The following is a 12738-nucleotide window of genomic DNA, read 5'->3' on the forward strand; positions in this document are numbered from 1 at the left end:
CTGACGCTCACGGCAGTCGCCAGTCCACGGGTTCGCCGCCCAGTTCGGCCAACAGGGCGTTCGCTCGGCTGAACGGTCGCGAGCCCAGAAATCCTCGATGCGCCGACAGCGGCGACGGATGGGCCGAGTCGATGGTCGCCACCCGGGATCCACCTTCGGCCAGCATCGGCTTCAGTGTCGCCGCGTCTCGACCCCACAAGATCGCCACCAGCGGCTGCGGGCGCGCCGCCAGCGCCCGGATCGCGCATTCGGTGACCACTTCCCAACCCTTGCCGCGATGCGATGCCGGGTTTCCCGGCCGCACCGTCAGCACCCTGTTCAGCAGCAACACTCCGCGCTCGGCCCACGGCGTCAAATCGCCGTTCGACGGCGCCGGATAGCCCAGATCGGCGCTGTACTCGGCGAAGATGTTCTCCAGACTGCGCGGTAGCGGTCGGACCTCCGCAGCCACGGAGAAGCTCAAGCCGACAGCATGCCCAGGCGTCGGATACGGATCCTGCCCGACGATCAGTACACGGACCTTTTCGAAGGGAAAAGTAAAGGCCCGCAACACATTTCGCCCAGCGGGCAGGTAACGTCGACCGGCCGCCAGCTCAGCGCGCAGGAACTCGCCCATCGCCGCCACTTGATCCGCCACCGGCTCGAGCGCCTGCGCCCAGCCCTCGTCGACGAGTTCCTTCAGCGGGCGTGCCGTCACGGCCGTCAAAGTTACGCCAGCCCTTTTACCAGAAGGACCACCGTGTCGGCGCCAGCGTGGCGATCCTGCGAGATCTCGACGTATTCCGGCGATTCGGCCCATGCCCGGAAGTCCGTCTCGTCGGGGAACGACATCAGCACCACCTTGTCGCAGTCCGCGGTGCCCTCGACCAGACGCGGCGACTCGTCGGCAGCCAGCAGGGTTCCAGGATGACGGCGGAAGACCTCCATGAACCTTGCTTGATACCGGTCGTAGGCGGTGCGATCGGTGATCTTCAGTGCAGCAATGGCGAACACGGTCACGGCGTCACGGTAGACGGCCCGATGGCTCCCGATGGCTCCCGATGGCTATTGAAACGATTGCCAGCCCGCGTGTCCGCGCCAATCGGCACCGTCGACCAGAACCCGGGGCGGCCCGTCGACCACGGTGCCGATCACCCGCCATCCGTCCGGGACACGGCCGTCGAACACCGCGACCAATGCGTGGTCCTCCCCGCCGCCGAGCACCCACGACCACACATCGGCGCCGACCACCTGGGCGGCCTCCAGTAGCGCGTCGTAGTCGGATGCCAGCGCAGTCGTCGACAACTCGATGCCGACTCCGGACGCATGTGCGACGTGACGCAGATCGGCGACGAGCCCGTCTGATACGTCGGTCATCGCCGAGGCGCCGGCTTTTGCCGCAACCAGGCCTTGACCGTAGGGCGGCTGGGGCACCAGATGCCGGCGCCGCAACTCGTGAAAGCCGGGAAAGTTCAACTCGCACAACGCAAATCCTGCGGCCGAACGGCCCAGCTCGCCGCACACCCCGACCACCGAACCGGCCGCCGCGCCACTGCGGGTCACCGGCGGGCGGCCGCGAAGATCGCCGAGCACGGTCACGGACACCACCCACTGCGGGGCGCTCACGAGATCGCCGCCCACAATGCCGGCTCCGACGCGGCGGGCTTCCTCCCTCATGCCGTCGGCGAGCTCAGCGACCGCAGCTGCCGACGTGTGGGCCGGCGCGCCGAACGCCACCACGAACCCGGTTACGGCGGCACCCATGGCCTCGATGTCAGAAGCGTTTTGGGCGATCGCTTTTCGGCCGATGTCACGCGGACTCGACCAGTCGCGACGAAAGTGCCTCGACTCGACGAGCATGTCGGTGGAGACCACCACCCGGCCGTCTGGGGCGGCCAGCACTGCCGCGTCGTCGCCGGGCCCCAGCAGCGTGTGTGGAAGCTGTCCGCGACCGACGAGCAGGCGGTCGATCACCGAGAACTCCCCCAGGTCGGCCAGCGTCGGATCGTCGCTCACGTCGCACTCTCCATCCGCTGAACGCCGGCCTTGCCTGCGGTAGCTTTGACCTCTGCCGGGCCCGGGGCACCGGCCAGTGTATTGCGCAGATGCGGCCGACGAAGAGGAGAGTCGCGGGTGGTCGAAGCGTTCACGCTAAGTTGGCCCACCTGAGGGACGGGCCGCCGCGGGCATGGCTGCTGGCAGCGGTCGGTGTGGCCGTGGCAGCCGCGGTCGCGGTGCTGGTGATCGCGGTCTGGCAGGCGCGCACAGCGCAGCCGCGACCGCTGCTGATTCCCGCCGTCCCGGTTCCCCAGGCGAACAGTCCCGAATGCGCGACATTGATGAACGCGCTGCCCCAGCGACTCGGCGACTACCAGCGGACCACCCCGGCCAACCCCGTGCCGCCGGCCACCGCGGCGTGGCGTTCGGAATCCGACGCCGAGCCGATCCTGTTGCGCTGCGGGGTCGGCCAGCCCGCGGACTTCGTCGTCGGTGCGACCATCAACACCGTCAACACCGTGCAATGGTTCCGGGTGGCCGAACCGGGCACCGGCCGCAGCACGTGGTTCGTGGTCGATCGCCCCGTCTATGTCGCCCTCACCGTCCCAGAGGGCACCGGCGCCACACCGATCCAAGAGATGTCCGACGTAATTGCCGCCAAACTGCCCGCCGTGCCGATCCGTCCAGGGCCGCCGCGGTAGACGGGGCGCAGCGACAGTCAACGCAAGCCGACACCGCGGGCCAGCGCGGTGTCGACCATCGCGGACAACAGCGTCGGATAGTCGACCCCGGCGGCCGCCCACATCAGCGGATACATCGAGATCGTCGTGAAACCCGGCATCGTGTTGAGCTCGTTGACCAGCGGCCCCGTCTCGGTCAGGAAGAAGTCGACACGAGCCAGACCCTGGCAGTCGATTGCGTCGAATGCCCGACGGGCGAGCACCCGAACCTGATCGGCGACGTGGTCGTCGATCTTCGCGGGGACGTCGAGTTCGGCGACGTCGTCGAGGTATTTGGTGACGAAATCGTAGAAGCCGTCCTCGCGGTCGCGTACCCCCTGAACGCGGATCTCCCCCACCGCGCTGGCACCGACCGTGCCGTCCGGCCACTCGAGCACGCCGCATTCCAACTCGCGACCCACAATTGCCTTCTCCACCAACACTTTTGGGTCGTGCCGACGGGCCTCGGCAATGGCTGCGGGCAGTTGGTCCCAGCTCGTCACCCGGCTCACGCCGAGCGAAGAGCCGGCGCGGGCCGGTTTGACGAACACAGGCAGACCCAGCCGCTCCTTGTCCTGCTCGGTCAACGAGCTGTGCCGTGCCCGCAGCACCGCATAGTCGCCGATGGGCAATCCGTCGGCGGCCAACAGTTTCTTGGTGAATTCCTTGTCCATGCCGGCCGCGCTGGCGAACACGCCCGCCCCGACGTAGGGCACACCGGCCAGCTCCAGCAGCCCTTGGATGGTGCCGTCCTCCCCGTACGGGCCGTGCAGGACCGGAAAGACGACGTCGACGGACGTCAGCGCCTCGCCGAACGCGACCTTGACTCCCGACGACGCCGTGACCTCGGGAAGCTGGCGGTCCTTGATCACCAGGCGGTCGGGATCCGCGCCGGTCAGCAGCCACGTGCCGTCACGTGTGATACCGACCGGCACGATGTCGAACCTGCCCGGGTCGAGGTGGCGCAGGATGCTGCCGGCCGACACGCACGAGATTTGATGCTCGTTGCTGCGTCCGCCGTAGATCACGGCGACGCGCACGCGGCGGCCCTTGCTGGCAGTCACAAGCTAGAGAGGCTACCGGTCGCACGGCCGGCAGCCGCTCACAGCGCGCCTTCCACGTCGGCCACCAGGTCGTCGGTGTCCTCGATGCCCGCCGACAGCCGCACGAATCCGTCGGGCACCGGGTCGCCCCAGCGCGCGCGTCGGTCGACCGATGTGTGGATGCCGCCGAAGCTCGTCGCGGCAACCAGCAGATCACTGCGCGACACCAGCCGGTGCACCGCGGCGGCGTCGGCCAGTTCGAACGCAAGGACCCCGCCGAAGCGGCGCATCTGCCGGGAGGCAGTCGGATAGGCGGGATCGTCGGAAAGGCCGGGGTACCGCACCGAGCGGACTGCGGGGTGAGATCGCAGCGCAGCGGCCAGCGCTTCGGCGTTGCGGCACTGGCGTTCGAACCGCAGACCGGCGGTGCCCAGACTGCGCAACACCAGCCAGGCGTCGAACGCACCGAGAATCGGCCCGCTCAGCAGACGCTCTCCGGCCACCGCCGCAAGAATCTCCGGCCGGCTGCCCGCCACATATCCGGCGACAACGTCGCTGTGTCCGGCCAGAGACTTCGTCGCGCTGGCCACCACCACATCTGCGCCCAGCGCCAGCGGCTGCTGACCCAAAGGTGTCGCGGTGGTGTTGTCGACGACCAGCGTCGCACCGCGGCCCCGGCAGATCGTCGCCAACCGGTGCAGGTCCACGACATCGAGAAGCGGATTGACCGGCGACTCGGCCAGCACCACGTCGGCGTCGACGGCCGCGTCGTGCATCTGATCCGACGCCGCTTGGCGTACCGTGACACCTTGTGTGGCAAGGTATTCCGCCGCATATCGGCGCACCTGATAGTAGCCGTCGGCGGGCACCACGAGCACCTCGCCGGGCCGTGCCAATACGCGCAGCACCGCGGTGATCGCCGCCATGCCCGAGCCGAATACCAACGCCTGCGCCGCACCTTCAAGCCGCGCGATCGCTGACTCCAGTTGCCGCCACGTGGGATTGGACGCGCGACCGTAAGTGTCGAACTCGTCTGATTCGTCTGGTGAAAGGTGATACGCAGATGCCGGCACCGGCGCCGGTCCCAGCGGCTGGCCTGGAACCGACTGTGCTTCAACGGCTTTCACACAGCGAGTGGAGTCACCGTACGAGGCCGACACCGTCGCTCACTCCGGCCGGGTGCGCCGCCCGAGCAACAGCGCCATCGCGTCGTGCACAGAAAGACCGTGGTGGCACACCTGATTCACCGCGTCGGTCAACGGCATTTCGACGTCATAGCTCGACGCCAGCGCCAACACCGATTGGCACGATGTCACGCCCTCGGCGACGTGCCCGGCGGCCGCCTCCATGGCCGACTCCATGGTGCCGCCGCGACCCAGCCGCTCGCCGAAGGTGCGGTTGCGCGAGTACGGCGACGTACAGGTAGCCACCAGATCACCCACACCGGCCAGGCCCGCCAAAGTCGCCGGCTTCGCGCCGACCGCGATGCCCAAGCGCATGATCTCGGCCAGGCCGCGAGTGATGATCGCCGCGGCCGTGTTCTCGCCCAACCCCACCCCGGCCGCCATACCGCACGCAAGCGCGATGACGTTCTTGCACGCACCACCGATCTCGACGCCTATCACGTCGGCGTTGGTGTACGGCCGGAAATAGCCGGCGCTCAGCATTCGCTGCACTGCCACCGCGCGGCCGGAATCGCTGCATGCGATCACGGTCGCCGCAGGTTGGCGCTCGACGATCTCGCTGGCCAGGTTCGGTCCCGACAGCACCGCGACACGCGACGGGTCTGCGCCCGTCACCTGCACCACAACCTGACTCATCCGCATCAAGGTGTCCATCTCGATGCCCTTGGCCAGGCTGACAAGTGTCGCGTCTGCTTCGATCAGACCCGTCCATTCCGACAAGTTGGCACGCAACACCTGTGCCGGCACCGCCAGCAGCACAGTCGTCGCACCGGTCAGCGCCTTGGCCGGATCGGCGGTCGCCCGCACATCCGTCGGCAACTTCGCGTTGCCCAGGTAGCGGCGGTTGCGATGTTCGGAGTTGATCTCGTCGGCGATGTCGGGGCGTCGTGCCCACACCGTCACCGAATTGCCGGCATCGGCGAGCACTTGCGCCAGCGCGCTGCCCCAAGCACCCGCCCCCATCACCGCGACGTCACAAGTCGGTCGCTCCGTCCCCACCGCCTTACCCTAACCGCACATCCCCGGCTGGCAGGATGACCACTATGGGCGGTGACGTCGGTCTGATCATCGCCGTCAAGCGGCTCGCGGTGGCCAAGACCCGGCTGGCACCGGTCTTCTCGGCGCAGACCCGCGAGCGGGTGGTGCTGGCAATGCTGCTCGATACCATCACCGCGGCGGCGAAGGAGCCTTCGCTGGCGACCTTGACGGTGGTGACGCCGGATGACGTGGTCGCGGAGGCGGCGCGGCAGCTCGGCGCACACACTCTGGCCGATCCCACACCGCCCGGCCACCCGGACCCGCTCAACAACGCGATCCTCGCCGCCGAATCGGTGATCGCGGACTCATCGACTCCGCCGCCGAACAAGGTTGTGTTGCAAGGGGATTTGCCCGCGCTGCAAACCCAGGAGCTCGGCCAGGCGATCGCCGCGGCACGCGCACATCGACGAAGCTTCGTCGCCGACCGGCACGGCAGCGGAACGGTGGCGCTGTTTGCCTTCGGCACCGCGCTGAAACCGGCCTTCGGCGCGGATTCGGCTCGGCGGCACCGTGATTCGGGTGCAATCGAGCTGACCGGCGCATGGCCCGGATTGCGCTGCGACATCGACACTCCCGACGACTTACAAGCGGCCCGTCGACTCGGGGTGGGTCCGGCCACCGCTCGAGCGATCGCACTGTGCAGGTGAACGGAAATAGGACAGCGAGTTGCCGATCGTCACTTCTTCGGCGGTGAGTAGCCCGTCCGGCCGCCGATGAGGAATGATCGACAGGGTGACTGAAACCGAAGCCGACGTCAGTGCGCCAGAAACACAGTGGCGCTCCGCTGCCAGGCCTGGCGCGGTTGACTCAGCCCCGGAGGCGCCGCCGGCGGCCACCGCGGAAGAGGTCGTCGATGCCCTGCCCGACGACCGGTACCTCAACCGAGAACTGAGCTGGCTGGACTTCAACGGCCGTGTCCTCGCGTTGGCCGACGACACGTCGCTGCCCCTGCTCGAACGCGCCAAGTTCCTGGCGATCTTCGCGTCCAACCTCGACGAGTTCTACATGGTGCGAGTGGCCGGGCTCAAACGCCGCGACGAAATGGGACTGTCCGTTCGCTCGGCCGACGGGCTGTCGCCGCGGGAACAGCTGCGACGGATCGGCGAACGCACCCAGCAACTCGCGATCCGTCACGCCAGAGTGTTCTTGGACTCGGTCCGCCCGGCGCTCGCCGAAGAGGGCATCGTCATCGTCACGTGGGACGACCTCGACGACGTCGAGCGCGCCGAGTTGTCCACCTACTTCCACGAACAAGTCTTCCCGGTGCTGACGCCGCTGGCGGTCGACCCCGCACACCCCTTCCCGTTCGTCAGCGGCCTAAGCCTCAACTTGGCGATCACTGTCAAGCATCCCGAGGACGGCGGCCAACACTTCGCGCGAGTCAAAGTGCCCGACAACGTCGACCGGTTCGTCGAATTGGGCAGCCGCCGCGGCGTCGACGGCGCCGTGCGTTTCCTGCCGATGGAAGAGCTGATCGCGGCATTCCTGACTGTGCTGTTCCCAGGCATGGAAATCGTCGAGCACCACGCGTTCCGCATCACTCGCAACGCTGATTTCGAGGTCGAAGAGGACCGCGACGAAGACCTGCTGCAGGCCCTCGAGCGCGAGCTGGCCCGGCGGCGGTTCGGTTCCCCGGTGCGGTTGGAAGTCTCGGACGACATGACCGAGCACATGCTCGAGTTGCTATTGCGTGAGCTCGAAGTCGACCCGGGCGACGTGATCGAAGTTCCAGGCCTGCTGGATTTGTCGTCGCTGTGGCAGATCTACGGCGTCGATCGCCCGGCGCTCAAAGACCCTCCGTTCGTCCCGGCGACGCACCCGGCGTTCGGTGAACGCGAAACACCCAAGAGCATTTTCTCCACTCTGCGCGACGGCGACGTGCTGGTGCATCACCCGTACGACTCGTTTTCCACCAGCGTGCAGCGCTTCATCGAACAGGCGGCCGCGGATCCGAATGTGTTGGCCATCAAGCAAACTCTGTACCGCACGTCAGGTGATTCACCGATAGTCAACGCGTTGATCGATGCCGCGGAAGCCGGCAAGCAGGTGGTGGCGCTGGTCGAGCTGAAAGCCAGGTTCGACGAGCAGGCCAACATCAAATGGGCCCGCACGCTGGAGCAGGCGGGCGTGCACGTGGTGTACGGACTCATCGGATTGAAGACGCACTGCAAGACCTGCCTCGTAGTGCGCCGCGAGGGATCGGTCATCCGGCGCTACTGTCACGTCGGCACCGGCAACTACAACCCGAAAACCGCACGGCTGTATGAGGACATCGGTCTGCTCACTGCCGCACCCGACATCGGCGCAGACTTGACCGACCTGTTCAACTCGCTGACCGGATACTCGCGCAAGGTGTCGTACCGCAACCTCTTGGTCGCGCCATATGGGGTGCGAAAAGGGATCATCGAGCGGATCGAGCGTGAAGTCGACGCCATGCGCGCGGGTGCGCAGGGCCGAATCCGGCTCAAAGCCAATGCGCTTGTCGACGAGCAGGTGATCGATGCGCTGTACCGGGCATCGCGGGCCGGCGTGCGCGTCGAGGTGGTGGTCCGCGGCATTTGCGCATTGCGGCCAGGGGCTGCCGGTTACTCCGAAAACATCAGCGTGCGTTCAATTCTGGGCCGCTTCCTCGAACACTCACGTATCTTCCACTTCAATGCAATCGACGAGTACTGGATCGGCAGCGCCGACATGATGCACCGCAATCTCGACCGGCGCATCGAGGTGCTGGCTCAGGTCAAGGACCCCAAGTTGACCGCCCAACTCAACGACATCTTCACCTCGGCGCTGGATCCGTCGACGCGCTGCTGGGAACTCGGATCCGACGGTCAATGGACTGCGGCACCTCAGGCAGGTCATAGCGTGCGTGATCACCAGGTCTCGCTGATGGAGCGGCACCGGCATCCCTGATGGCAAAACCGATTCGTGCAGCCGGTGCGGTGCTGTGGCGTTTTGTCGACGGCTCTGCGGACATCGAAGTGGCATTGATCCACCGGCCCCGCTATGACGACTGGTCCCTGCCCAAGGGCAAATTGGATCCGGGTGAGACCGAACCGGCGGCAGCGGTGCGCGAAGTCTTCGAGGAGACGGGCCAACTCGCTCATCTGGGGCGCGCACTGGGCACGGTGCGCTATCCGATCGACCAGGGCATCAAACGCGTGCGGTACTGGGCCGCGCGTGGTCTGGGCGGGCACTTCACGCCCAACGGCGAAGTCGACGACCTCGTGTGGCTGTCGGCGACCGACGCGATGGGCAAGGTGTCCTATCCCCATGACCGGAAAATTCTGCGGCGCTTCGGCGAGCGGCCCCCGGACACGAAGACAGTGCTGATTGTCCGCCACGGCACAGCGGGCAGCAAAAAGCGGTACAAGGGTGACGACCGAAAGCGGCCGCTGGACAAGCACGGTCGCGCGCAAGCCGAATTACTGGTAGGCCAGCTGCTCGCGTTCGGCCCCACCTCGGTGTACGCCGCGGATCGTGCTCGATGCATCCAGACCGTTGCACCCCTTGCCGACGAGCTGCACACCGAAATCGCCGCAGAGCCCACGCTGACCGAAGAAGCCTATTGGCATGATCGCGACAAAGCGCGTCGGCGCGTACTGGAAATCGTCGAGCAGGACGGCACTCCGGTGATTTGCAGTCAAGGAAAGGTCATTCCGGACCTCATCCAGTGGTGGTGTGAGCGCGACGGGATCCGGCCGGCCAAGAGCCGAAACGCCAAGGGCAGTACGTGGGTGCTGTCGCTGCACGGCGGCAAGCTCGTCGCCGCTGACCACATCCCGAGCCCAGCGCCGCACTGACGGCACGCAGCTGCCGGCAACGCAAAACCGCCGCGGGTGTTTCGCACCCGCGGCGGTCAGCGTCGGTGAATTTACTTGCGGCCGCGCTTGGCCGGAGCCTTCTTGGCCGCAGTCTTCTTGGCCGGCGCCTTGGTGGCCGCCCGCTTGGTGGTGGCCTTGCGCGCGGTTGACTTCGCAGCAGTCTTCTTTGCGGGGCTCTTCTTGGCGGCCGACTTGGTGGCCGTCCGCTTGGTCCCCGCCTTCGTCGCGGTGGTCTTCTTGGCGGCCGACTTAGTAGCGGTCCGCTTGGTTGCGGCCTTCTTGGCCGGCGCCTTCTTGGCCGCCTTCTTCGCCGTGGCCTTCTTGGCTGGCGCACGCTTGGTTGCCTTCGACGCGGCAGCCTTCCTGCCCGAGCGACCGCCTCCACTCGATCCGCGCTTCACCGCCGGACCTTCGGCCGGGAGTCGCTGTGCGCCAGACACAATCGCCTTGAACTGTGCGCCGGGACGGAAAGCCGGAACAGAAGTCGGCTTCACTTTGACCGTTTCACCGGTGCGCGGATTGCGCGCGACGCGCGCCGCGCGGCGACGCTGTTCGAATACACCGAAACCGGTAATGGTGACGCTTTCGCCCTTCTGCACCGCGCGCACGATGCTGTCGACGACACCTTCCACGGCCTCTGTCGCGTGGCGACGATCCGAGCTCAATTTCTTTGTCAGTTCGTCGATGAGCTCTGCCTTGTTCATGCATACCCTCCGAAGCCAGCGGTCCCAATCTGGACCGACTAGAGGACACGGTAAACCCTCGACCTGCTGATTTCCAAGAGCCACGCGCAATTTCAGGCAAATTCGGACGAATTATCCGCAATCCGCTTGCCGCGCTTGGCAGGTGGTCGGAAGGCGCCGAAACGGCGGGCGACGCCGCCGATTTGGCCGATCTTGATCGCTCAGATCGCCGCCGACGTGGTTGGTTTCCACGCCGGCCGAGCCGCTTCGAAGGCTTCGATCTGATCGACTTTCCGCAGCGTAAGGCCTATATCGTCGAGTCCTTCGAGCAGCCGCCAGGCGGTGTAGTCGTCAATCGTGAACGGCACCACCACGGTTGCTGCTGCCACTGTCCGATCTTGAAGATTGACAGTGATTTCCAAGCCCGGATTCTGCTCGATCAGCTTCCAGAGCAGTTCGACATCCGGCTGGGCGACTTCGGCTGCCAGCAAGCCAGCCTTACCCGCATTGCCGCGGAAAATATCGGCGAATCGCGACGAGATCACCACCCGGAAGCCGTAGTCCATCAGAGCCCACACCGCATGCTCGCGGGACGAACCCGTGCCGAAGTCGGGGCCGGCCACCAACACCGACCCCTTGTCGAACGGTGCGATGTTCAATACGAAATTGGGATCGTTGCGCCAGGCGGCGAACAAGCCGTCGTCGAATCCGGTTCGGGTGACTCGTTTCAGATACACCGCGGGGATGATCTGGTCGGTGTCAACGTTGGACCGCCGCAGCGGAACTCCGATCCCGGTGTGGGTACGAAACGCTTTCATTGGCTGATCTCCTCAGAATTCAGTTCAGGTCCGCGGGGGCGGACAATCTGCCGCGGACGGCGGTTGCGGCGGCAACCGCCGGTGAGACCAAATGTGTCCGGCCACCCTTGCCTTGGCGGCCCTCGAAATTGCGGTTCGACGTCGACGCGCACCGCTCGCCGGGCCCGAGCTGATCCGGGTTCATGCCCAGACACATCGAGCAGCCGGCCTGACGCCACTCCGCTCCGGCAGCGGTGAATATCTCGTGCAGTCCTTCGGATTCGGCTTGCGCGCGCACCCGCATGGAACCTGGCACCACGAGCATCCGAACGCCGTCGGCGACTTTCCGGCCGCGCAACACGTCGGCGACCACGCGCAGATCTTCGATTCGCCCGTTCGTGCAGGACCCGACGAACACCGCGTCGACGGCGATGTCGCGCATTGGCGTACCGGGGCGAAGGTCCATGTACGTCAACGCTTTTTCCGCGTCGCGGCGCTGGTCCTCGTCGGTCATCAACTCCGGGTCGGGCACTGCCTCCGACAGGGGAACGCCTTGGCCGGGATTGGTACCCCAGGTGACAAACGGGCTCAACGTGGAAGCGTCGATGTACACCTCGGTGTCGAACTCGGCGCCGTCGTCGGTGCGCAGCCGGTCCCATTCGGCGACCGCGAGATCCCACTGGTCGCCAGACGGCGCATGCGGGCGGCCGCGCAGATAGTCGTAGGTCGTCTGGTCGGGTGCCACCATGCCTGCGCGTGCGCCGGCCTCGATGCTCATGTTGCAGATGGTCATCCGGGCTTCCATCGACAGCGATTCGATGGTGCTGCCCCGGTATTCGATGACGTATCCCTGGCCGCCACCCGTTCCGATCTTGGCGATCACCGCCAAGATGATGTCTTTGGCGGAAACACCGGGCGGCAGCTGGCCGTCGACATTCACCGCCATTGTCTTGAACGGCCGCAACGGCAAAGTCTGCGTAGCCAGAACGTGTTCGACTTCCGATGTGCCGATGCCCATGGCCAACGCGCCGAAGGCGCCGTGCGTGGACGTGTGGCTGTCGCCGCAGACGATCGTCATGCCGGGCTGCGTGAGACCGAGTTGCGGACCGATGACGTGGACGATGCCTTGCTCGGCATCTCCCATCGGATGCAGGCGGATGCCGAATTCAGCGCAGTTGCGGCGCAACGTCTCCACTTGAGTGCGCGAGACGGGGTCGGCAATCGGCTTGTCGATGTCGACCGTCGGCACATTGTGGTCCTCGGTCGCGATCGTCAGATCCGGCCGCCGCACCTTTCGTCCGGCAAGACGTAGCCCGTCGAAAGCCTGCGGGCTGGTGACCTCGTGGATGAAATGCATGTCGATGTAGATCAGGTCGGGCTCGCGCGAGGCGCCACTGCCCGATCCACGGGCGACGACGTGCGCGTCCCACACCTTCTCTGCCATCGTGCGCGGGCGATCAGGGCTCATGACTAGCT

The 12738-nt window shown here is 66.3% G+C and carries 13 protein-coding genes; 4 read left to right on the forward strand and 9 right to left on the reverse strand.

Annotated features, from left to right (window positions below; translation table 11 throughout):
* Window positions 1–7 precede the first annotated feature (7 nt).
* From AC5Y4N_RS10900 to AC5Y4N_RS10910, 3 genes are read right to left on the reverse strand one after another with little or no spacing between them, the layout of a single operon-like run.
* Window positions 8–697, reverse strand: coding sequence for a uracil-DNA glycosylase (locus AC5Y4N_RS10900; RefSeq protein ID WP_499908022.1), 690 nt, complete (start codon window positions 695–697; stop codon window positions 8–10).
* A gap of 11 nt (window positions 698–708) precedes the next feature.
* Window positions 709–999: a DUF1330 domain-containing protein gene (locus AC5Y4N_RS10905; RefSeq protein WP_499908021.1), complete on the reverse strand. Its 291-nt coding sequence runs from the start codon at window positions 997–999 to the stop codon at window positions 709–711.
* A gap of 45 nt (window positions 1000–1044) precedes the next feature.
* Window positions 1045–1995, reverse strand: coding sequence for a thiamine-phosphate kinase (locus AC5Y4N_RS10910; RefSeq protein ID WP_499908020.1), 951 nt, complete (start codon window positions 1993–1995; stop codon window positions 1045–1047).
* A 140-nt stretch (window positions 1996–2135) separates the two neighbouring features.
* On the opposite strand from AC5Y4N_RS10910, the gene AC5Y4N_RS10915 reads away from it, so the two are divergent.
* Window positions 2136–2678 (forward strand): DUF3515 domain-containing protein, encoded by a 543-nt coding sequence (locus AC5Y4N_RS10915; protein ID WP_499908019.1) that lies wholly within the window; start codon window positions 2136–2138, stop codon window positions 2676–2678.
* A 17-nt stretch (window positions 2679–2695) separates the two neighbouring features.
* Here the strand turns inward: AC5Y4N_RS10915 and AC5Y4N_RS10920 are convergent, their stop codons facing one another.
* From AC5Y4N_RS10920 to AC5Y4N_RS10930, 3 genes are read right to left on the reverse strand one after another with little or no spacing between them, the layout of a single operon-like run.
* Entirely contained in the window at window positions 2696–3760 is a 1065-nt protein-coding gene (locus AC5Y4N_RS10920; RefSeq protein ID WP_499908018.1) for a D-alanine--D-alanine ligase family protein, read from the reverse strand.
* Between the two features lie 38 nt (window positions 3761–3798).
* Window positions 3799–4899 carry a cystathionine gamma-lyase gene (locus AC5Y4N_RS10925; protein ID WP_499908017.1) on the reverse strand — a complete coding sequence of 367 codons (1101 nt, stop codon included), beginning with the start codon at window positions 4897–4899 and terminating at the stop codon, window positions 3799–3801.
* Between the two features lie 6 nt (window positions 4900–4905).
* Entirely contained in the window at window positions 4906–5886 is a 981-nt protein-coding gene (locus AC5Y4N_RS10930; RefSeq protein ID WP_499908084.1) for an NAD(P)H-dependent glycerol-3-phosphate dehydrogenase, read from the reverse strand.
* A gap of 80 nt (window positions 5887–5966) precedes the next feature.
* On the opposite strand from AC5Y4N_RS10930, the gene cofC reads away from it, so the two are divergent.
* The 3 genes from cofC to mutT1 all read left to right on the forward strand — a co-directional run bounded on the left by cofC (window position 5967) and on the right by mutT1 (window position 9761).
* A complete protein-coding gene (gene cofC, locus AC5Y4N_RS10935; RefSeq protein WP_499908016.1) occupies window positions 5967–6608 on the forward strand; it encodes a 2-phospho-L-lactate guanylyltransferase in 642 nt (213 codons plus the stop codon).
* Window positions 6609–6681: 73 nt separating this feature from the next.
* A complete protein-coding gene (locus AC5Y4N_RS10940; RefSeq protein ID WP_499908015.1) occupies window positions 6682–8871 on the forward strand; it encodes an RNA degradosome polyphosphate kinase in 2190 nt (729 codons plus the stop codon).
* Complete coding sequence (mutT1, locus tag AC5Y4N_RS10945) at window positions 8871–9761, forward strand: 8-oxo-(d)GTP phosphatase MutT1 (protein WP_499908014.1); 891 nt, start codon at window positions 8871–8873, stop codon at window positions 9759–9761. Before AC5Y4N_RS10940 ends, mutT1 begins: the two co-directional genes overlap by 1 nt.
* Before the next feature lie 71 nt (window positions 9762–9832).
* Here mutT1 and AC5Y4N_RS10950 read toward each other — a convergent pair whose 3' ends face one another.
* The 3 genes from AC5Y4N_RS10950 to leuC form a co-directional block, all read right to left on the reverse strand.
* The gene (locus AC5Y4N_RS10950) at window positions 9833–10486 is read right to left on the reverse strand and encodes an HU family DNA-binding protein (protein WP_499908083.1); all 654 of its coding nucleotides are present in this window, start codon (window positions 10484–10486) and stop codon (window positions 9833–9835) included.
* A 200-nt stretch (window positions 10487–10686) separates the two neighbouring features.
* Complete coding sequence (leuD, locus tag AC5Y4N_RS10955; RefSeq protein ID WP_499908013.1) at window positions 10687–11283, reverse strand: 3-isopropylmalate dehydratase small subunit; 597 nt, start codon at window positions 11281–11283, stop codon at window positions 10687–10689.
* Between the two features lie 19 nt (window positions 11284–11302).
* Window positions 11303–12730, reverse strand: a complete 1428-nt coding sequence (leuC, locus tag AC5Y4N_RS10960; RefSeq protein ID WP_499908012.1) for a 3-isopropylmalate dehydratase large subunit — start codon at window positions 12728–12730, stop codon at window positions 11303–11305.
* Window positions 12731–12738: the final 8 nt, after the last annotated feature.

The organism is Mycobacterium sp. NGS19, from assembly GCF_059813155.1.

What these genes read in the sequence shown, in the direction of transcription:
- cofC (WP_499908016.1), top strand. Translation starts at nt 5,967, where the DNA reads ATGGGCGGTGACGTCGGTCTGATCATCGCCGTCAAGCGGCTCGCGGTG.
- leuD (WP_499908013.1), bottom strand. Translation starts at nt 11,283, where the DNA reads ATGAAAGCGTTTCGTACCCACACCGGGATCGGAGTTCCGCTGCGGCGG.
- AC5Y4N_RS10940 (WP_499908015.1), top strand. Translation starts at nt 6,682, where the DNA reads ATGATCGACAGGGTGACTGAAACCGAAGCCGACGTCAGTGCGCCAGAA.
- leuC (WP_499908012.1), bottom strand. Translation starts at nt 12,730, where the DNA reads ATGAGCCCTGATCGCCCGCGCACGATGGCAGAGAAGGTGTGGGACGCG.
- AC5Y4N_RS10950 (WP_499908083.1), bottom strand. Translation starts at nt 10,486, where the DNA reads ATGAACAAGGCAGAGCTCATCGACGAACTGACAAAGAAATTGAGCTCG.
- mutT1 (WP_499908014.1), top strand. Translation starts at nt 8,871, where the DNA reads ATGGCAAAACCGATTCGTGCAGCCGGTGCGGTGCTGTGGCGTTTTGTC.
- AC5Y4N_RS10930 (WP_499908084.1), bottom strand. Translation starts at nt 5,886, where the DNA reads ATGGGGGCGGGTGCTTGGGGCAGCGCGCTGGCGCAAGTGCTCGCCGAT.